Raw genomic sequence first — 18023 nt, forward strand, 5'->3', positions numbered from 1 at the left:
ACGCCGCCCCGCTGAAGAAGGGGACGGGCGGTTCTGGGGGGGGGGGCCCCCCCCACCCCCCCCGGGGCGGGGGGGGGTGGGGGGGCGGGGGGGGGCGGGGGGGGGGCCCCCCCCGCGGTGGGGGGGGGGGCGGGGGGCCGGGGGGGCGGGCCCGCCCCCGGGGGGGGGGGCGGGGGGGGGGTGGGGGCGGGCCCCCCCCCCCCGGGCGGCGCCCACGGCATGTGCCGCGGAACGTCAGCCCTCCCCCGAAGGAGACGTTCCGCGGCACATGCCGTGTCCGCCGCGAGGGGGCGGCGGACACGGCAACTTCCGCGCGCTCAGCGCCCGGCGGGGCGCGTCCCGGCCGCCGGTGACACCGGGCCCCACGTGAACGGCGGGTCGGGCAGGTCCCGCCGCAGGACCGGCGCGACCTCGGACTGGAACAGCTCCAGCGACCGCCGGTGGTCGGTGGCGTCCAGCCCGCCCGCGTCCGCGTGCAGATGGGTCACCGTGTGCCCGAACCGCCGGTGGTAGCGGTGCACCTTGTCGATCACCTGCTGCGGACTGCCGATCAGCGCGGAGCTGCGCGCCACGAAGTCCTCCACGGTCTCGAAGACGACGGGCAGGCCGGTCTCCCGCCGGAAGGCGAGGTCGCTCTCGAAGACCGGCCGGTAGTCGTCCAGGGCCTGCTGCGAGGTGCGGGCCACGTACAGGCCGGCCGTACCCGCGCCGACGGCGAGGTCCGCCGGGTCGTGGCCGTAGTGCGCCCAGCGTTCCCGGTAGTGGTCGATCAGCTCGGCGTACGGTTCGATCGGGTGGGTCACGTTGGCGGAGAAGAGCGGGTCTCCGTAGCGGGCGGCCAGGTCCACGGACTCCCTGCTGGTGGCGCTGCCGTGCCAGACGCGCACCGGCTGCTGGTAGGGCCGCGGCCAGACCTCGGCGTCGGTCAGTTCCGGCCGGAAGCGGGTGCGGGCGGTGACCCTGTCCTCGCGCCACAGGCGCCGGAAGACCTCGTAGCTCTCGGCGTTGCGCTCCCACTGGTCCTCGGGCGTGACGTGGAACAGCTCGCGCTGGGCGGTGCCGTTGCCCTTGCCGATGATCAGCTCCAGGCGCCCGCCGGACAGGTGGTCGAGGGTCGCGTAGTCCTCGTGGGCTCGGACGGGGTCGAGCAGGCTCAGGGTCGTCACGGCCGTGAACAGCCGTATGCGGCGGGTCAGGGCCGCGATGTGGCTCAGGACGACCGGGGGCGAGGACGAGATGAAGGGGCGTTCGTGCCGCTCCCCCACACCGAAGCCGTCAAAGCCCAGCTCCTCGGCGAGCACGGCGTTGTCGAGGACCTCGCGGAACCGCGCCTGTGTGCTCCCCGGTTCACCGGTGGCCGGATCGGGGCGGTGCACGATCAGGGTGATGGCGAGGAACTTCACGACGCCTCCCGCCGCCTTGCGCCCGCGGCGTCGGGGTGGGCGAGGCCGAGGTGGTCGCGCAGGGTCGTGCCCTCGTAGTCGGCGCGGAAGACGCCCTGTTCCTGGAGGATCGGGACGACCGTGTCGGCGAACTCGTCCAGACCGCCCGGGGTGATGTGCGGGACGAGGATGAAGCCGTCGGCGGCGTCGGCCTGGACGAAGTCGTTGATGGTGCGGGCGACGGTGGCCGGGGTGCCGACGAAGGTCTGGCGGTTGCCGGTGTGGATGACGAGGTCGCGGATGGACCAGTTGTTGGCCGCGGCCAGTTCGCGCCACTCGCGGGCGGTGGCGAGCGGGTCGCGGTACATCCGCACCTGGGCCCGGCCGCGGGCGATGTGCTCCCCGCTCACGTCCGGGTCGATGTCGGGGAGCGGGCCCTCCGGGTCGTAGGAGGACAGGTCGCGGTTCCAGACGAACTCCAGGTGTTTGAGGGCGGTGGCCCCGCTCACCTGCTGCCGGCGGACCTCGCGGGCGCGTTCCTGGGCGTCGGCGTCGGTGTCGCCCAGGACGAAGGTCGCGGCGGGCAGGATCAGCAACTCGTCGGGGCCGCGGCCGTACTTGGCCAGGCGCCGCTTGACGTCCCGGTGGAAGGCCCGGCCCTCCTCCAGGGTGGCGTGCCGGCTGAAGATGGCGTCCGCGTCGGCGGCGGCGAACTCGCGGCCCTCCTCGGAGTCCCCCGCCTGGAAGATCACCGGACGGCCCTGCGGTGAGCGCGGGACGTCGAAGCGGCCGTGGATGTCGAAGTGCTGTCCCCGGTGGACGAAGGCGCCCGCCCTCGCGTCGGCGAGGAAGGTTCCGGTGTCCGGGTCGGCCACGATCTCGTCCCCGCGCCAGGAGTCGAAGAGTTCGTTCGCCGTGCCGAGGAACTCGCGGGCGCGGGAGTAGCGTTCGTTCTGCGGCAGGAAGCCGCCGCGCCGGAAGTTCTCGCCGGTGAAGGCGTCCCAGGAGGTGACGACGTTCCAGGCGGAGCGTCCTCCGGAGAGGTGGTCGAGGCTGGCGAACTGGCGGGCGACCTCGTAGGGCTCGTTGAAGGTGGAGTTGATGGTGCCGGTCAGGCCGAGGCGGTCGGTGACGGCGGCGAGTGCGGCGAGGACGGTGAAGGTGTCGGGGCGGCCGACGACGTCGAGGTCGTAGATCTGTCCGCCCTGTTCGCGCAGGCGCAGTCCCTCGGCGAGGAAGAGGAAGTCGAACTTGGCGCGTTCGGCGGTCCGCGCGAAGTGCGCGAAGGAGCTGAACTCGATGTGGCTGCCGGCCCTCGGGTCGCTCCACACGGTGGTGTTGTTGACGCCGGGGAAGTGCGCGGCCAGGTGGATCTGCTTCAGCGGCTTGGTCATGGCGGGGTGCCCTTCCGGCTCAGGCGGCGTAGCGGTTGGCGGGGCGGGACAGGCCGAGCAGTCCGCGCAGGCTGTCGGCCTCGTAGGCGCGGCGGAAGGCACCGCGGCGCTGGAGTTCGGGGACCAGGCCCCGGGTGATCGCCGGGAGGTCGTGGCCGTGGACGGCGGGCCGCAGCCGAAAACCGGTCAGCCCGGCCGACACGAAGTCTTGTATGAGGTCGGCGAGTTGGGCGGGGCTGCCGGTGAAGATCCGGGCGTCGCCGGTGTACGGCTGCCCGGCCCGCTCGTCGAGGCGGTCCCGGCGGGCGGCGGCCCGGGCCGGGTCGTCGTCCAGGAAGACCACCAGGTCGGCGAAGACGTGCAGGGGTTCGGCGGCGCGTCCGGCACGCTCCTGTTCGGCGCGGATCTCGGCGACGATCGCCCGTGCCTGGGCCGTGTCGTGCGGAGTGACGTACCCGACGTCGGCCTGCCGGGCCACGAGCCGGTACGGCACCGTCGCGTGGGCGAGGGCGGTCACCGGCGGCTGGCCCTGCGGCGGGCGGGGCGTGATCGAGGGGCCCCGGACACTGAAGTGCGGTCCCTGGAAGTCGATGTAGTGCAGCTTGTCCCGGTCGACGAAGCGGCCGGTCGCCGCGTCCCGGATCTCCGCGTCGTCCTCCCAGCTGTCCCAGAGCCGGCGGACGACCTCGACGTGGTCGGCGGCCTCGTCGAACAGCTCGGCGACCCGCTCCTGCGAGGCCGGGCTCTCGTAGTCGCCGATGGCCGGCGCGGTGCGGCGGCCGAAGTGGGCGGCCTCGTCGGGACGCGCGGAGATCTTCACCCGCAGTCCGGCCCGGCCGGTACTGACGTAGTCGAGGGTGGCGATCGCCTTGGAGATGTGGAACGGCTCGGTGTGAGTGGCGATCACCGTCGGCACCAGCCCGATGTGCCGGGTCAGGGGCGCGACGCGGGCGGCGACCAGGACGGCGTCCAGCCGGCCGCGCACCTGGTCGACGCGGTCGTCGGGCGCGAGGAGGTGGGAGGACTGCAGGCCGAGCCCGTCCTCGAGGGTCACGAAGTCGAGCAGGCCGCGCTCGGCCTCGGCGACCAGGTCGGCCCAGTGCCCGGCGGTGAACAGGTCCCGGGCGCGGGCCGAGGGCTCCCGCCAGGAGGCGGGGTGCCAGCCGGTGCCGTCGAGCGCGACGGCGAGATGCAGTGGAGGGGGCGAGGTCCTGGACACAGGTGTCCCTTCGTGGTTGTCCGACTTGGTTGGCGTCCCGGGCGTCCCGGGCGTCCGGTTCGGGGGTTCGGCTCGGGGCGTTCGTCTCGGGGGCCGGGTCCCGCTCGGGCGTCCGGCTCGGGCGTCGGCGGGGCTGCCCGTACGGGCGCGTCGCCGCAGGGCGCGGGCCGCACGGCCGCGTTGGCCGCACAGCCGTGTCGGCCGTACGCGAACGCCGGCCGTCACGCGCGACGGCGCACGGCGGTGGGGCGACGGTCAGCGGCGACAGAGCGCGCCGGCCACACGCCCGAGGTCGATGTACGGCCGGGAGTGGAGCCGGACGGGGTGCGGGGCACCTGCCACGCCGGTCACCTCCGTCGTCCGGGCGGGCAGCCTCCGCGGCCCGCCGGTCTGCTCGCCGCTCTGCGCGGTGTTGCTCACAACACCTCCGCCGCTGCGGCTGTTCCTGGCGCGCGCACCTCGCGGAAGTCGGTGTGGCGGCGCAGGGTGAAGCCGAGTGACTCGTAGAGCGCGACGGCACCGGTGTTGCTCGCGGCCGCGTGCAGGAACGGGGTGTCACCGCGTTCGCGGATGCCCGCCGCCACGGCACGGACCAGGCGGGTGGCCAGGCCCCGGCCGCGGTGCGCGGGGTCGGTGCACACGGCGCTGATCTCGGTCCAGCCCGGCGGCCGGAGCCGTTCCCCGGCCAGGGCGACGAGCCTGCCCCGGTGCCGGATGCCGAGGTAGGTGCCGAGCAGCACGGTGCGGGGCAGGAAGGGACCGGGCCGGGTCCGGGCGACCAGGTCCAGGATCTCGGGGACGTCGCCGGGGCCGAGCCGCACCGCCTCGGGGTCGGGTTCGGCGTGCAGCGCGGTGTCGACGAGCTGGACGCCGGGCACGTCGCCGGAGGTCCGCCAGCCCGGCGGGACCGAGCGGACGCCGGGCAGCGCGACGGCCGTGCCGGGACCGAGGAGGCGGTGCAGGTCGGCCCAGGCGGCCGGGTCCGCGGGGTCCTCGACGGCGGCGAAGACGCCGACGTCCGTCGCGTAGCGGGCCGCTCTGCCGACGCGTTCGGCGAGGGCGGCGTGCGGGCCGGTCAGGGCGGCCCACACGGCGTTGTCGAGGGGGTGCAGGGCGAGGTCCACCGGGGTCGCGCTCCTGAGCGGACGGGTCGGCCGGGTCACGTGGGGCGGGCTCCTTTCGTGCGGGTGCTGCGGCTGCACCGTGTCCTCGTGGGTCCCCGAGCCGGGTCCCGCCGGCGGAACTTCCGTGTTCTCGCCCCGGGTTCCGGCCGGGCGGGGACACCGGGGGCGTATGTCCGCCGGTGCCGGCCGTCACGGCAGGGCGGCGGCGCGGCGGTGTGGGGCCGCTTCCGTGGGAGAGGCGACCTCGCAGGGGCCAGGGGCGTGACGGGCCACGGCACACGGGGGCGTGACGGGCCACGCCGCACCGGGCGGTGTTCGGCGTGGCCGGGCAGCCGCCGTGGGCCGGGAAGAAGGTCAGTGCAGGCGGCGGGCCCGGCCGGAGCCGGTACACAGTGCGCTGCTGACGCGGAGCAGGTCGACGGAGCGGTCGGCGACGAGGCGGCTCGGGCACGGGCGTACGCGGCCCTGGGGGCGGCCTGCTGCCGGCCGGCCGGTTGTGCGCATGTCCCTCACCCCTCCCCCGTCACTGTCGAGGTGTGCCGGTCAGCAAGCCGGAGCCGGCCGCTGACGCTCATGACCTTCACCGCGTCCGCAAGTAACGCAGTTGCCCGTACGCCTGTCAACGTCCGTCCGTCAGGCGGGACGGGCCGGCGAGAGCCGGCGGCCGAAGGCCGGGTGGGCACTCAGGCGGCGCACGTGGGACCAGAGGGCGGGGTGCGCGGCCGCCCGCTGCGGGGTGTCGCGTCGGACCAGGGCGACCCACACCTCCACGTCGGCCGCGGTCAGCCGGTCGCCGAGGACGTGGGAATGGGCGCTCAGGCGCCGTTCCAGCACGTCCAGCACCTCGGGCAGGGCGTCGGCGTCGGCGGTGCGCGCGCACAGTTCCTCGACGGCCTCCGTCTCGGCCTCGGTGCCGCACGGGTACAGCTGCGGGCCGGCGGCGGACGGGAAGCACCGGGCGAGGTCGCGCATGATGTCGCGGGCGTGCGTGCTGACGATCCGGCCCGACCAGCCGTCGCTGAGCACCGGCGCGACGGCGGGGCCCCGGTAGTGGTGCGCGCTCGCCTCGTAGAGCGGGCGCAGCACCGAGTGGCCGCCGTCGGGACAGTCGGGGACGGGGTCCAGGACGGTCACCGGACAGGTGTCGTCCAGACCGAGCAGGGCGTGCACGACGGCGATGGCCAGACAGTCGTCGTGGGCGGGCGACAGGTGGAGGCGGTAGCGGCGCGGCACGGCGTAGTGGCCGCTGCGCGGGTCGCGGCCGATCCGCCCCCGGAAGACGGGAGCAGGGGTGAGCGGTGTGACGGACATGGTTCTCCCCGGGTGCGGGACGCGTGGACGTACGCGCGGTGAGGGCGGACGGCGGGCCTGTGCGGGCGCGGGTCCGGGCCGGGTCCGTACGGGGACCTCCACGGGCCGGCGCCGGGCGGGCTCAGCGCGGGGAGCTGATCGCGCTGCTGACGCGGAGGAGGTCGATGTGGCGGCGGGAGGTGAGCAGCGGGGACCGTCCGGGCGTGCGGTGCTCGTCGCCGGTGACCTGGTGGAGGCGCCCCATGTTTCCCTACCTGTTCACTAGGATTACTGGGGAAGTGTCGAACGGCGCGGGGGGCGCGTCAAGGGGGCGTCCGCCCAGCAAGAACCAGCAAGAACCAGCAAGGACAAGAACCAGCAAGCAGGAGAGCCGTCACGATCCTGCGCCGGCGCAGATGTCCGGTGGGGGGCTCGCTCAGCGGTCGGGGCGCGCCTCGCGCGGCGTGAGGGTCCAGGCGGCGAGGAGGTCGAGGGCCTCGCGGGACGCCGATGCGGCTTCGGTGGTGTAGAGGAAGACCGTGGCGTCGCTGTCGCCCGGCAGCGTCAGGGTCTCGAACTCCACGGTGAGCTCGCCGACGAGCGGGTGCAGCAGTCTCTTGGAGCCGTGCGTGCGCTGGTGGACGCGGTGCTGCTGCCACCAGCGGTCGAACTCCTCGCTGCGCTCCCTCAGCTCGGTGACGAGGTCCTGGGTGGGCTGGTCGCCGGGGGTGCGGCCGACGTCCAGGCGGAGGTTCTCCACCGCGGCGCGCGCATGGATCTCCCAGTCCAGGAACAGGGACCGCGCGTCCGGGTCCAGGAAGAGCCACCGGGCGTAGTTGCGCTCGGCCGGCGGGAGCGCCTCGAAGTCGGTGAACAGGGCCTGGGCCATGCGGTTGGCGCCCAGGACGTCGGTGCGGCGGCCCAGCACCAGGGCCGGCGTGCCCGACAGCGACTCCAGCAGCTGGTGGAGTCCGGAACGCAGGCGCTGGACGGTGGGCGGGCGCCGCCGTACCGGTGCGGCGGCGGTGCCGATCAGGTCGCTGAGGTGCGCCCTTCCCGCGGCGTCCAGCTCCAGTGCCTGGCCCAGCGCCTCGACGACCGCGGGCGACGGGGTGATGCGGCGGCCCTGCTCGAGACGGGTGTAGTAGTCGGCGGAGACGCCGGCGAGCCGTGCCACCTCCTCGCGCCGCAGGCCCGGTACCCGGCGTACGCGGCCGTCCGGCGGCAGTCCCGCCCGCGCCGGATCGCACTGGGCGCGGGCCCGTCTGAGGAAGTCGGCGAGTTCGCGGTTGTGGGAGGTCATGCAATCCAGTGTGGCCGATGTGCCGTGCCCGCTGCGGCCACAGGTGGGACGGCCAGTCCTAGGCTGCCCCGACCGAGTCCGGGCAGGGCCGATGATGACCGCTTTCGAGCCGGTGCGGCGGGCCACGCTGGATCCAGCGGCGGATCAGACATCCACCGTGATCGAGCGAACAGCGCCACCGAGAGCGAGAAGTGAGGAACAGGCCATGGGCCGCATTCTGATCGTCATGTCCGCAGCCGACATCTGGGAGCGCACCGACGGTTCCCAGTACCCGACGGGCTACTGGGCCGAGGAGCTGGCCGCCCCGCACGAGCGGTTCACCGCCGCCGGCCACACCGTCGACTTCGCCTCCCCCGGCGGCGTGCTCCAGCCGCTGGACCAGCACAGCGCCGACCCCGAGATCGCCGGCGAGGACTGCGCGCGCCACGTGGCCCACGCCCAGCAGGCGCTCGAGGAGTTCGGGCCGCTGCTGAAGCTCGACGAGGTCTCCGCCGCCGACTACGACGCGATCGTCCTGCCCGGCGGCCACGGCCCCGTCGTCGACCTCTTCCAGGACGGCGACCTCGGCAGGCTCCTGGTCGACGCCGACCGCGCGGGCAAGGTGATCGGTGCCGTCTGCCACGGTCCGGCCGCGCTGCTGAGCGCCGTCGACGAGCGGGGCGACTGGATCTTCGCCGGTCGTCGGATGGCCGCGTTCACCGACGAGGAGGAGCAGATGTTCGGCACCGCCGAGAACGCTCCGTGGCTCCTGGCGAGCCGACTGCGCGAGACGGGCGCCCGTCACGAGCAGGGCGCGCCCTACGAGGCCTTCACCGTCCAGGACCTCAACCTCTTCACCGGCCAGAACCCGGCCTCCAGCGCCCCCATGGCCGACGCCATCAACAACGCGCTGGCCGCGGGCTGACCACCCGCCGTCCCGGCCGCTGCCCGAGGGGACTCCCGCGGTTCCCCGGGCAGCGGCCGGGCAGAGCGTCCCCCTTCCACTCACGACGGGTGAGAACCATGACGGACAACACGACTTCCCTCTACGCGGCCGGCCGGCTCCCGACGGGCCTGCTCGTCGGCGGAGAGTGGCGCACGGCCTCGGCGGCCGCCACCTTCACCGTGGAGAATCCCGCCACGGGCGAACCGGCGGCATCGGTCGCCGACGCCACCGCGGCGGACGCCCTCGACGCCCTCGCGGCGGCGGCGGGCGCGCAGGCCCAGTGGGCCGCGTCGCCACCGGGGCTGCGCAGTCGCATCCTGCGCCGCGCCCATTACCTGCTGATCGGACGCCGGGAGCAGTTCGCCGCGCTCATCACCCTCGAGATGGGCAAGTCCCTCTCCGAGGCCCGCGCGGAAGTGGACTACGCGGCCGGCTACCTGCGGTGGTTCGCGGAGGAGGCCGTCCGGATCGACGGCACCTGGAAGACCAGCGAGGACGGGACGGCCCGGGTCCTCGTCACGCACGAGCCCGTCGGCCCCTGCCTGCTGATCACTCCGTGGAACGCCCCCCTCGCCATGCCGGCCCGCAAGGTCGCGCCCGCGGTGGCCGCCGGCTGCACGATGGTGCTGAAACCGGCCCCGCAGACACCGCTGAGCAGCATCGCCTTCGCCGAGCTCATGATCGAGGCCGGGCTGCCCGACGGCGTCCTGAACGTCGTGCCGACGACGGACGCGGCGGCACTGTCCGATGCCCTGATGCGCGACAGCCGTCTGCGCAAGGTCTCCTTCACCGGATCGACCGCCGTCGGCCGGCTGCTGCTGGCCCAGGCGTCGCGCAATGTGCTGCGCACGTCGATGGAACTGGGCGGCAACGCCCCGTTCGTCGTCTGCGCCGACGCCGACCTGGACGCGGCGGTGGACGGCGCCATGACGGCGAAACTGCGCAACATCGGCGAGGCGTGCATCGCCGCCAACCGGTTCCTCGTCCACGCCGACATCGCGGAGGAGTTCACCGACCGGCTCGTGCGGCGCATGAGCGATCTCGCACTCGGCGACGGCACCGACTCCTGCACCCACCTGGGGCCGCTGATCGACGCCACCCAGCGCGACCGCGTCGCCGAGCTCGTGTACGAGACCGTCGCCGCCGGGGCCGAACTCCACCTGGGTGGACGTGTCCCGGACCGCGCCGGGTACTTCTATCCCCCCACCGTGCTCACCCGCGCGCCCGCCGGCGCCCGCATCAGCCGGGAGGAGATCTTCGGGCCGGTCGCCGTCATCCACACCTTCACCGACGAGGAGGAGGCCCTGGAGATGGCCAACGCGACCGAGTTCGGTCTGGTCTCCTATCTCTACACACGTGACCTCGCGCGCGCCCTGCGGATGAGCGGCCGGCTCGAATCGGGCATGGTCGGGCTCAATCGCGGTTACGTCTCCGACCCCGGTGCCCCGTTCGGCGGGATCAAGCAGTCCGGCCTCGGCCGTGAGGGCGGGAACTCCGGCATCGAGGAGTACCTGGAGCAGAAGTACGTCGCCATCGACAGTACGGGCGTCGTCAGTACGGGCGTCGTCCCGGCGCCGGTCGCCGGGGAACAGCCGTGACCGCGCCGCTCGCCCACCCCACGCCGTTCTCGCTGACGGAGCGGCTCGTCGGCGACCGGGACCAACTGGCCGTCTTCTCCGAGGACTCGGCGATCGAAGGCTGGCTGGCCGCCGAGCGGGCCCTGGCCCGGGCCCAGGCGGAGGCCGGCGTGCTGTCGCCCGCGGAGGCCGAGGCCATCTGCCGTGCGGCCCGTCTTCCGGCCGTCGACCGGGAGGCACTGTGGCGCACGGCGCGCACCGTCGGCTATCCCGTGCTGGGTCTGGTGCGGCAGATCAGCGGCCTGCTGCCGGAGGGGCCCAACGGGCGCGTGCACTACGGCGCGACCACGCAGGACATCATGGACACCGGGCTGGCCCTGCAGATGGCCCGGTCCCTGGCGGCGCTGGACCGGGGCCTGGGCGAGCTCGGCGACGCGCTGGCCGAGCAGGTGACCGAGCACGCCACCACGGTGATGGCGGCGCGCACCCACGGTCAGCAGGCGGTGCCGACCACGTTCGGAGCCACCCTGGCGACGCTGCTGGGCCAGTTCACCCGGCACCGGCGACGGTTGGCCGAGGCCGAGCCGCGTGTCGCCGTGGTCTCGCTGTTCGGCGCCGGCGGAACGGCCGCCGCCCTCGGACCGCAGGCGGCCGCGACGAGGGGCGGCATGGCCCGGCTGCTCGGCCTGCACGACGCCGACACGCCCTGGCACGTGGCCCGGGACGGGGTGGCCGAGTTCGGCTGGCTGTGTTCCCTGGTCACCGCGACCTGCGCCCGCCTCGCCCGCAACGTCGTGGATCTTTCCCGCACCGAAATCGCCGAGGTCCTCGAGCCGGGCGGCGATCACCGGGGCGCGTCCTCGACCATGCCGCAGAAGGCCAACCCGATCACCTCCGAGATCGTCATCGGGCTGACCGGCACCACCGGGGCGCTGGCCTCGGCGCTGCTGCGGATCCAGGAGGCGGGCCACGAACGCGCCGCCGGCGAATGGCAGACCGAGTGGCAGGTCCTGCCGGAACTGGCCGTAGCGGCGGGAACCGCACTGTCGGAGACGACGGCCCTGGTGCGCGGGCTCCGGGTCGACGCCCGGCGCATGCGTGCCAACCTCGACCACGACGGCGGACTGCTCATGGCGGAGTCCCGGATGATCGCGCTGGCCGCCTCGACGGGCCGGGAACGCGCCCACGACCTCGTGCACGAGGCCGCCGCGCGCACCCGGTCGTCCGGCCGGCCCCTGACCGAGACGCTGCGGGAGGTCCTCGTCGACCAGGGCCTCGGCGCTCTGCTGGCAGAGGTGCCCGCCCGGCCGGACGACTATCTGGGACAGGCGCGGCAGACCGCCGAGGCAGCGGTACGGCTCTGGCGGGCGGAGCCCGCCGCGCACACCGAGCCCCTCACTCCCCTGGCGCTCCTCGCGAGCGCGTGAACACCTGGAAAGGGTCAGGGTCCTGCCCCACCGAAGTGGGACAGGACCCTGATCAGGGCCGAAGGCCCTCGTGCACCGTCGGGACGACAGGATTTGAACCTGCGACCCCTTGACCCCCAGTCAAGTGCGCTACCAAGCTGCGCCACGTCCCGGTGGGCGACCCGCGTTCTGCGGTGATCGCGCTGGTCAAGCGTACCCCATCCGGTATGTGGGGCGGCCCACCCCGGGCTCGGACGGATGATCACATCGCGAGACGGTTTTGCGTCCGCCGTCCACGAGGCGTTACCTCGCACGGTGCGAACCGAACGACCCGAACACACCAGCAACGACGTCACCGCCGACCGCAACGCCCGGCGGGCCGTGACCGTCTTCCCGATCCTCGTCCTGGTGGCCGGCGCCCTGGGTCTCCTCCTCCCCGGAAGCTTCAAGGGGTGGGGCGAGTCGGTGCCGTACCTGCTGGGAGTCGTGATGTTCTGCATGGGCATCACCATGACGCCGGAGGACTTCCGCGGGGTGGCCAGGCGTCCGTGGGCGGTGGCCCTGGGACTGGTCGCGCACTACGTCATCATGCCGGGGCTCGGCTGGGCCGTCGCGCACCTGCTCGACCTGCCCCCTCAGCTGGCGGCCGGCGTGATCCTGGTCGGCTGCGCGCCCAGCGGCACGGCGTCCAACGTGGTGACCTACCTGGCCCGCGGGGACGTGGCCCTGTCGGTCTCCGTCGCCACCGTGTCCACGCTGGTCGCCCCGCTGGTGACCCCGCCGCTGACGCTGCTGCTGGCCGGCGAGTACCTCCCGGTGGACGCCGGGTCCATGGTGACCGACATCCTGAAGACGGTGCTGCTGCCGGTGCTGGCCGGTGTCGTCGTGCGGCTGCTCGCCGGGCGGTACGTGCAGCGGGCGCTGCCGGGTCTGCCGTGGCTGTCCGCGCTGACGATCGCCGTGATCGTGGCCGTCGTGGTGGCGGGCAGCGCGGACGCCATCAAGTCGGCCGCCGGGCTCGTCTTCGTCGCCGTGGTGCTGCACAACGGCCTGGGCCTCGCACTCGGTTACGGGGCGGGGCGCCTGGGCAGGCTCGGCGAGCCCGGCAGCCGTGCGATGGCCTTCGAGGTCGGCATGCAGAACTCGGGCCTCGCCGCGTCGCTGGCCACCGCCCACTTCAGCCCGCTGGCGGCGCTCCCGGCCGCGGTCTTCTCGGTCTGGCACAACGTCTCCGGCGCGGTGACGGCCGCGTGGCTGTCCCGTCGGGGGCGGTGACCGGCGGCCGGGCCCGCGCCGCTTCGGAAGCGTTCAGGGGGCCGGGGCAGGCCTGCCCGCGGAGGGGCCGGCGGCGGCCGTACGCAGGGACGCAATGCCGATGAGGACCATGGAGGAGAACCCGGCGAGCGCGAACGCGGTGAAGCCCCAGTCTCCCTTGTCGGCGGCGAGCAGCTGCCCGCCCAGCCAGGGGCCGAAGACCGCGCCGAAGCGGCCCATGCCGGAGGTCCAGCCGACCGCGGTGGCCCGGTTGGCCGGGGTGGAGCCGATGGCTACCGTCGCGTAGATCATGGTCTGGGCGCTGTTGAGGAAGACGCCGGTGAGGAAGACGACCACGAAGGTCAGCACCAGCGGCATGTGGGCGCTCAGCAGGAAGACCCCGGCCGCGGTCAGCGCGAACCAGACCGCCGAGATGCGCGGGGCGCCGAACCGGTCGGAGGCCCGGCCCGCGACCAGCATGCCGACGATGCCGCCGAGGTTGAACAGGACGACGAAGGTCAGCGCGGAGCCCAGTTCGTAGCCCTCGTCGCGCATCAGGGTGGGCAGCCAGGTGGCGACGCCGTAGACGAGGAGGAGTCCGCCGAAGGACGCCAGCCAGTACAGCAGGGTCTGTATCCACTCCCGGCCGCGGAAGAGGCCCGCGAGGTTCTCCCAGCGGGCGGTGGCCGGGCGGTCGGCCGGGGCGGCGGGGAGTTCGACCTCGTGGCGTCCGGCCAGGGTGCGGGCCTCCTCGGCGCGGCCCCGGGCGACGAGGAAGCTCAGTGACTCGGGCAGGAACTTGGCGAGGACCGGGACGAAGAGCAGCGGGACCACGCAGACCCAGAAGGCGGCGCGCCAGCCGAGCGGCTCGACGATCCACAGGGCGACGTAGGCGGAGAGGATGCCGCCGGCGTGGTGGGCGGTCATCAGCAGGCCGATGGTGAGGGCGGCGCGGCCGCGGGGTGCGTAGTCGGAGACCATGCTGATCGCGGTCGGCAGCAGACCGCCGAGGCCGACTCCGGCCAGGGTCCGTCCGAGGCCGAAGAGGGCGACGCCGTTCGCGAGGGCGCAGAGGCCGGAGGCGAGCGAGAAGAGCGTGACGCAGGAGAGCATCAGCTTCCTGCGGCCGATCCGGTCGGCCACCGTCCCTGCCCCCAGCGCGCCGACCAGCATGCCGAAGGTGGCGTAGCTGCCGAGGTCGCCGGCCTGGCCGGAGGTGATGCCGAGGGCCTTCTCCTCGAGCATGTGGGGCAGCACCGAGCCGTAGATGAACATGTCCAGGCCGTCGAAGAGCACGGCCAGCCAGCAGAGGCCGACGACCAGCAGGGCCAGCCTGCTGCCGCGGGCGGACGGCGCGGGTGAGGAGGACATCGTTGTTTCCTCTCGTCCAGAGGGTCCGGAGGCTCGTCCAGGAGGCGATGCCGGGAGGCGGTGCCTGGAGGCGGTGCCCGGCGGGGACGGGTGACGGGGCGACGCTAGAGACCCCCGGCCGCATCGTCAACGCTTTTGTTGACAATCACAGCGACAATTGAGGATCGGCCTGCGGACGAGCGAGGGGTGGGCCGCGCGACGACATGCGCGACCCACCCCTGTGCGGCCCTGTGCGGACGGTGGGAACCCGCCGGAAACCGTCAGTCGACCGGTGGTGTGCCGTGGGTGTGGAAGGACTGGATGGTCTTCAGGCCCCAGGCCTGGCCCTTGGCGCGCTCGGCCTCGGTCCAGGTGACGAGTGGCCAGTCCGGCGCCAGCACCAGCCGGGTCAGCGGGTTGCACAGCTCGATGCGGTTGCCGCCGGGCTCGTAGACGTACAGGAAGAACGTCTGCTGGATGGCGTGCTTGTGCGGTCCCGTCTCGATGAACACGCCGGTGTCGATGGCGAGGTCGGCGGCGCGCAGGATGTCCTCGCGGGTGTCGGTGGCGAACGCGATGTGGTGCAGCCGCCCCGAGGAACCGGTCCAGTCCTCGGTGTAGACGACGTCGTAGGACTTGTTCGTGAAGGTCAGCCAACGGCCCGCGATCCGGCCGGAGTCGAGCCGTATCTGCTCCGTCGGCCTGGCTCCGAGGAGCCCCTCCTGGAACTCGGCGTTGGCCAGTACGTCGGCGGCGAGGAAGTTGACGTGGTCGAGGCGGCGCACGCCCACGCCCCGGTTGGGCTTGGCCTGCGGCTGGTTCTTCAGCGCCGGCCTCAGCTCGTCCGGCGCCCGGTAGTGCTCGCTCTCCCAGTACAGGGCGTGTTCGTGTCCGTCGGGGTCGGCGGTGAGGTAGAGCCTGCCGAGGCCCGGTTCGTCCTCGGCCCACTTTCCGGGCCGCCCGGCCGCCTCCAGGGCCGCCACCCTGCGCGCGAGGGCCTCCTCGCTGGAGGTACGCAGCGCGAGGCGGCCGAGGCCGGGCCGGTCCCGGGCGGTGAGGACCAGGCTGTGGTGTTCGTAGTCGTCGTAGGAGCGCAGGTAGACGGTGCCGCCGTCCCGGCCGCTCACCGTCAGCCCGAGGTAGTCCGTGCAGAAGGCGACGCTCGCGTCCAGGTCGGGGGTGAAGAGCTGGGCGTGGCCGACGTGGGCGATGTCACCGAGCGGCGGGGTCATGGTCGCCTCCGGGGCGGGGTGCGGGGACGGCTGCCGTGGCGGCGGGCCGGGGGAAGACGGTGCCGTCGAAGATCTTGCGCGCGGTGCGTACGACGGCGGTGCGCCGGACCACGGGCGAGCTGGGGTCGACGTCGACGTCGACCTCGAGGAAGCCGGTGGGGTGCTCCACGCGCACCCGGTCGCCGGACTCGGGGAGCAGGGCGATGCCCTCCCCCACCGCGCCGGGCACCCGCAGGCCCGCCGCCACGCTCGCGGCGCCCAGGACGCCGATGGAGGTGTGGCAGCGCACGGGGATGAAGGTGCGGGTGGTGACCGCGCCGCCGTCGCGGGGCGGCGCGAGCAGGGTCAGCTTGGGCACGGTGGTGCCCTCGACGTCGCCGAGGCCCATCAGGTGCCCGGCGGCCAGCCGGATCTCGCGGAGGCGGCCGGCGAGCACGGCGTCCTGCTCCAGTTCGGCGGGCGTCTCGTGGCCGCCGACGCCGAGCGCGGCGGCCGGGACGAGCACGACCGGCATGCCGTTGTCGACGCAGGTCACCTCGGTGCCGGCGACGGTGTCGCGGACGTTGCCCGTGGGCAGCAGCGGGCCGGCGCCCTGCGGGAACTCGATGACGACCGCGGCGGCGGTGCCGGGCACGCCGGATATCGCCGCGTCCCCCGTGTACGCGACGCGCCCGTCCGGGGTGGGGAAGGTGGCGACCGCGAGTTCACCGGTGTTGCGCATGCGGATGCGTACGGAGGTCTCGGCGCCGTCGGCCGGGACGAGTCCGCGTTCGACGGCGAACGGGCCCACCCCGGCGAGGATGTTGCCGCAGTTCTGCCGGTCGGTGACCTCGGGCGCGTCCACGCCGACCTGGAGGAACAGGTAGTCGACGTCCGCCTCCGGGTCGGCGGAGCGGGAGACGACGGCGACTTTGCTGGTCAGCGGGTGCGCGCCGCCCAGGCCGTCGATCTGGCGCGGGTCGGGGCTGCCCATGATCCGCAGGAGCAGGTCGTCGCGGGCACCGGGGTCGGCGGGCAGGTCGCCGGCGAGGAAGTAGGCGCCCTTGGAGGTGCCGCCGCGCATCAGCGTGCAGCGCACCTCCCCGGTGCCGGTCACGACCGCTCCCCTGCGGTGTACTCGTCGTACGACTGGTAGGTGACGCCGAGTTGCGCCAGCTTCTCGCGCAGTCCGTACCGGTCCAGGCCGAGCTGGCCCTCGAGGAAGGCGGCGCGGGTGGCGGCCTCCTTCTGCTCGCGGGCCTCGGACGCCTCGGCGACCTGCCGGGCTTGTTCGCGGGGAACGACCACCACGCCGTCGTCGTCGGCGACGATCACGTCGCCGGGGCGGATCACCCGGCCGTCGACGGCTACCGGCACGTTGACCGAGCCGCCGGTGGCCTTGACCGTGCCCTGCGCGGACACCGCCCTGGACCAGGCGGCGAAGCCCATCTCGCGGAGTTCCTGGGTGTCGCGGATGCCCGTGTTGATGACGATGCCGCGGACGCCGCGCTGCTGGAGCGCGGTGGCGAACAGCTCGCCGAACAGGCCGTCGGTGGACGGGGAGGTGGTCGTGACGACCAGGATGTCGCCCTCGCCGCACTGCTCGACGGCGGCGTGGATCATCAGGTTGTCGCCGGGCCACCCGAGCACCGTGACGGCGGTACCCGCGACCCGTACGCCCTGCTGGACGGGGCGGATCTCCGGCCCGAGCAGGCCGGTGCGGCCCATGGCCTCGCTGACGGTGGCCACGCCGTACGCGGCGAGCGCCTCGACGTCCTCGGCCGCTGCCTTCGGCGGGTTGGTGACGATGACGCCGCTCATGCGAGCTCCTTCGTGATCTGCGGGTAGGGGCGCATGTACGCCTCGGCCATGGTGGTGTGGGCGAGGCCCAGGTTGGGTCCGGCGTTGCGCCTGAGCTGGACGCCGCGGCGCACGGCCAGGTCGGTGTAGTAGTCCCAGAGGTGCTGCTGGGCGGCGAGGCACTCCATGGCCGCGCGCTTGGTCTCCCACACCTCGGTGATGTCGAGCAGCACCTCGGGCCGGAACCCGCTCATCTCGGGCTGGTGCGGTTCGAAGAAGAAGACGGGCGGGGCGCCGATGATCTCGCCCTCGCCGGGGTAGCCGACGGCCTGGGCGAGGACGCGGGCCTGGAGCGCCATGCGGTGGGCGGCCGGGTGGTCGCCGTTGTACGGGTCCTCGGCCGGGTGGGTGAGCACCACGTCGGGCTGGGTGGCGCGGTAGACCTCGACGAGCCGGTCGGTCAGTTCGGCGGTCTCGGTCAGCGGGTAGTCGCCGGCGTCGAAGAAGCGGACCTCGGCCCCGAGGACGGCGGCGGCCTTCTCGGCCTCGTCCCGGCGCAGTGCCTTGACCTCCTCCAGCCGCTTGCCCTCGCGCCAGGCCTTGGCGGACTCGCCGCGCTCGCCGAAAGTCAGGCACGCGAGGGTCACCTTCTCGCCGCGCGAGGCGGCCAGGGCGATGGCACCGCCCGCCCGCCAGACGAAGTCCCCGGCGTGCGCGGTGACGACGAGGGTCGAGCGTGGGACGGCGGCGGGCGCGTTGCCGTGCGTCATGCGTGGAATCTCCTTGGT

The 18023-nt window shown here is 73.8% G+C and carries 17 protein-coding genes and 1 tRNA gene; 4 read left to right on the forward strand and 14 right to left on the reverse strand.

All coding sequences use genetic code 11. The annotated features are described in order from the left end of the window. Positions 1 to 317: 317 nt before the first annotated feature. The 8 genes from HZS56_RS11145 to HZS56_RS11175 all read right to left on the reverse strand — a co-directional run bounded on the left by HZS56_RS11145 (position 318) and on the right by HZS56_RS11175 (position 7712). On the reverse strand, positions 318 to 1403 hold the full coding sequence (locus HZS56_RS11145; RefSeq protein WP_216720584.1) for an LLM class flavin-dependent oxidoreductase: 1086 nt from the start codon (positions 1401 to 1403) through the stop codon (positions 318 to 320). Then, entirely contained in the window at positions 1400 to 2776 is a 1377-nt protein-coding gene (locus HZS56_RS11150) for an NtaA/DmoA family FMN-dependent monooxygenase (RefSeq protein WP_216720585.1), read from the reverse strand. Before HZS56_RS11150 ends, HZS56_RS11145 begins: the two co-directional genes overlap by 4 nt. A gap of 19 nt (positions 2777 to 2795) precedes the next feature. Next, the gene (locus HZS56_RS11155) at positions 2796 to 3995 is read right to left on the reverse strand and encodes an LLM class flavin-dependent oxidoreductase (protein ID WP_216720586.1); all 1200 of its coding nucleotides are present in this window, start codon (positions 3993 to 3995) and stop codon (positions 2796 to 2798) included. Between the two features lie 255 nt (positions 3996 to 4250). Continuing rightward, positions 4251 to 4415 (reverse strand): putative leader peptide, encoded by a 165-nt coding sequence (locus HZS56_RS11160; RefSeq protein ID WP_216720587.1) that lies wholly within the window; start codon positions 4413 to 4415, stop codon positions 4251 to 4253. Then, positions 4412 to 5158, reverse strand: a complete 747-nt coding sequence (locus tag HZS56_RS11165) for a GNAT family N-acetyltransferase (protein WP_216720588.1) — start codon at positions 5156 to 5158, stop codon at positions 4412 to 4414. The genes HZS56_RS11160 and HZS56_RS11165 overlap by 4 nt, the downstream gene beginning before the upstream one ends. Positions 5159 to 5752: 594 nt before the next feature. Beyond that, a complete protein-coding gene (locus tag HZS56_RS11170) occupies positions 5753 to 6430 on the reverse strand; it encodes a glutathione S-transferase C-terminal domain-containing protein (RefSeq protein ID WP_216720589.1) in 678 nt (225 codons plus the stop codon). A gap of 121 nt (positions 6431 to 6551) precedes the next feature. Further along, on the reverse strand, positions 6552 to 6674 hold the full coding sequence (locus HZS56_RS38715; RefSeq protein WP_301543012.1) for a putative leader peptide: 123 nt from the start codon (positions 6672 to 6674) through the stop codon (positions 6552 to 6554). 171 nt (positions 6675 to 6845) lie between these two features. Then, a complete protein-coding gene (locus HZS56_RS11175; protein ID WP_216720590.1) occupies positions 6846 to 7712 on the reverse strand; it encodes a helix-turn-helix transcriptional regulator in 867 nt (288 codons plus the stop codon). A 205-nt stretch (positions 7713 to 7917) separates the two neighbouring features. On the opposite strand from HZS56_RS11175, the gene HZS56_RS11180 reads away from it, so the two are divergent. The 3 genes from HZS56_RS11180 (at position 7918) to HZS56_RS11190 (ending at position 11641) form a co-directional block, all read left to right on the forward strand. Beyond that, entirely contained in the window at positions 7918 to 8616 is a 699-nt protein-coding gene (locus tag HZS56_RS11180) for a type 1 glutamine amidotransferase domain-containing protein (RefSeq protein ID WP_216720591.1), read from the forward strand. 98 nt (positions 8617 to 8714) lie between these two features. Beyond that, entirely contained in the window at positions 8715 to 10235 is a 1521-nt protein-coding gene (locus HZS56_RS11185; RefSeq protein ID WP_216720592.1) for an NAD-dependent succinate-semialdehyde dehydrogenase, read from the forward strand. Beyond that, positions 10232 to 11641 (forward strand): lyase family protein, encoded by a 1410-nt coding sequence (locus HZS56_RS11190; RefSeq protein ID WP_216720593.1) that lies wholly within the window; start codon positions 10232 to 10234, stop codon positions 11639 to 11641. The genes HZS56_RS11185 and HZS56_RS11190 overlap by 4 nt, the downstream gene beginning before the upstream one ends. 78 nt (positions 11642 to 11719) lie before the next feature. Here HZS56_RS11190 and HZS56_RS11195 read toward each other — a convergent pair. Further along, positions 11720 to 11793: transfer RNA gene (locus tag HZS56_RS11195), tRNA-Pro, on the reverse strand. Between the two features lie 142 nt (positions 11794 to 11935). On the opposite strand from HZS56_RS11195, the gene HZS56_RS11200 reads away from it, so the two are divergent. Then, positions 11936 to 12895 carry a bile acid:sodium symporter family protein gene (locus HZS56_RS11200; protein WP_308408055.1) on the forward strand — a complete coding sequence of 320 codons (960 nt, stop codon included), beginning with the start codon at positions 11936 to 11938 and terminating at the stop codon, positions 12893 to 12895. A gap of 33 nt (positions 12896 to 12928) precedes the next feature. On the opposite strand, the gene HZS56_RS11205 is transcribed toward HZS56_RS11200, so the two are convergent. From HZS56_RS11205 to HZS56_RS11225, 5 genes are all read right to left on the reverse strand, one after another. Further along, on the reverse strand, positions 12929 to 14245 hold the full coding sequence (locus HZS56_RS11205) for an MFS transporter (protein ID WP_216720594.1): 1317 nt from the start codon (positions 14243 to 14245) through the stop codon (positions 12929 to 12931). A gap of 260 nt (positions 14246 to 14505) precedes the next feature. Continuing rightward, positions 14506 to 15456 (reverse strand): VOC family protein, encoded by a 951-nt coding sequence (locus tag HZS56_RS11210; RefSeq protein WP_216720595.1) that lies wholly within the window; start codon positions 15454 to 15456, stop codon positions 14506 to 14508. After that, positions 15437 to 16552 carry a 4-oxalomesaconate tautomerase gene (locus HZS56_RS11215; RefSeq protein ID WP_216720596.1) on the reverse strand — a complete coding sequence of 372 codons (1116 nt, stop codon included), beginning with the start codon at positions 16550 to 16552 and terminating at the stop codon, positions 15437 to 15439. The genes HZS56_RS11210 and HZS56_RS11215 overlap by 20 nt, the downstream gene beginning before the upstream one ends. Continuing rightward, positions 16549 to 17256 carry a 4-carboxy-4-hydroxy-2-oxoadipate aldolase/oxaloacetate decarboxylase gene (locus HZS56_RS11220; protein ID WP_216720597.1) on the reverse strand — a complete coding sequence of 236 codons (708 nt, stop codon included), beginning with the start codon at positions 17254 to 17256 and terminating at the stop codon, positions 16549 to 16551. Before HZS56_RS11220 ends, HZS56_RS11215 begins: the two co-directional genes overlap by 4 nt. Further along, positions 17253 to 18005, reverse strand: coding sequence for a PIG-L deacetylase family protein (locus HZS56_RS11225; protein ID WP_216720598.1), 753 nt, complete (start codon positions 18003 to 18005; stop codon positions 17253 to 17255). Before HZS56_RS11225 ends, HZS56_RS11220 begins: the two co-directional genes overlap by 4 nt. Between the last annotated feature and the right edge of the window lie 18 nt (positions 18006 to 18023).

Origin of the sequence: Streptomyces mayonensis, assembly GCF_018982965.1 — a bacterium.
Taxonomy (GTDB): Bacteria; Actinomycetota; Actinomycetes; order Streptomycetales; family Streptomycetaceae; genus Streptomyces; species Streptomyces mayonensis.

Bases quoted from the DNA above. Each gene is read 5' to 3' on its own strand.
- HZS56_RS11150 (WP_216720585.1), bottom strand. From the start codon at position 2,776: ATGACCAAGCCGCTGAAGCAGATCCACCTGGCCGCGCACTTCCCCGGC.
- HZS56_RS11225 (WP_216720598.1), bottom strand. From the start codon at position 18,005: ATGACGCACGGCAACGCGCCCGCCGCCGTCCCACGCTCGACCCTCGTC.
- HZS56_RS38715 (WP_301543012.1), bottom strand. From the start codon at position 6,674: ATGGGGCGCCTCCACCAGGTCACCGGCGACGAGCACCGCACGCCCGGA.
- HZS56_RS11205 (WP_216720594.1), bottom strand. From the start codon at position 14,245: ATGTCCTCCTCACCCGCGCCGTCCGCCCGCGGCAGCAGGCTGGCCCTG.
- HZS56_RS11210 (WP_216720595.1), bottom strand. From the start codon at position 15,456: ATGACCCCGCCGCTCGGTGACATCGCCCACGTCGGCCACGCCCAGCTC.
- HZS56_RS11180 (WP_216720591.1), top strand. From the start codon at position 7,918: ATGGGCCGCATTCTGATCGTCATGTCCGCAGCCGACATCTGGGAGCGC.
- HZS56_RS11175 (WP_216720590.1), bottom strand. From the start codon at position 7,712: ATGACCTCCCACAACCGCGAACTCGCCGACTTCCTCAGACGGGCCCGC.
- HZS56_RS11185 (WP_216720592.1), top strand. From the start codon at position 8,715: ATGACGGACAACACGACTTCCCTCTACGCGGCCGGCCGGCTCCCGACG.
- HZS56_RS11170 (WP_216720589.1), bottom strand. From the start codon at position 6,430: ATGTCCGTCACACCGCTCACCCCTGCTCCCGTCTTCCGGGGGCGGATC.
- HZS56_RS11220 (WP_216720597.1), bottom strand. From the start codon at position 17,256: ATGAGCGGCGTCATCGTCACCAACCCGCCGAAGGCAGCGGCCGAGGAC.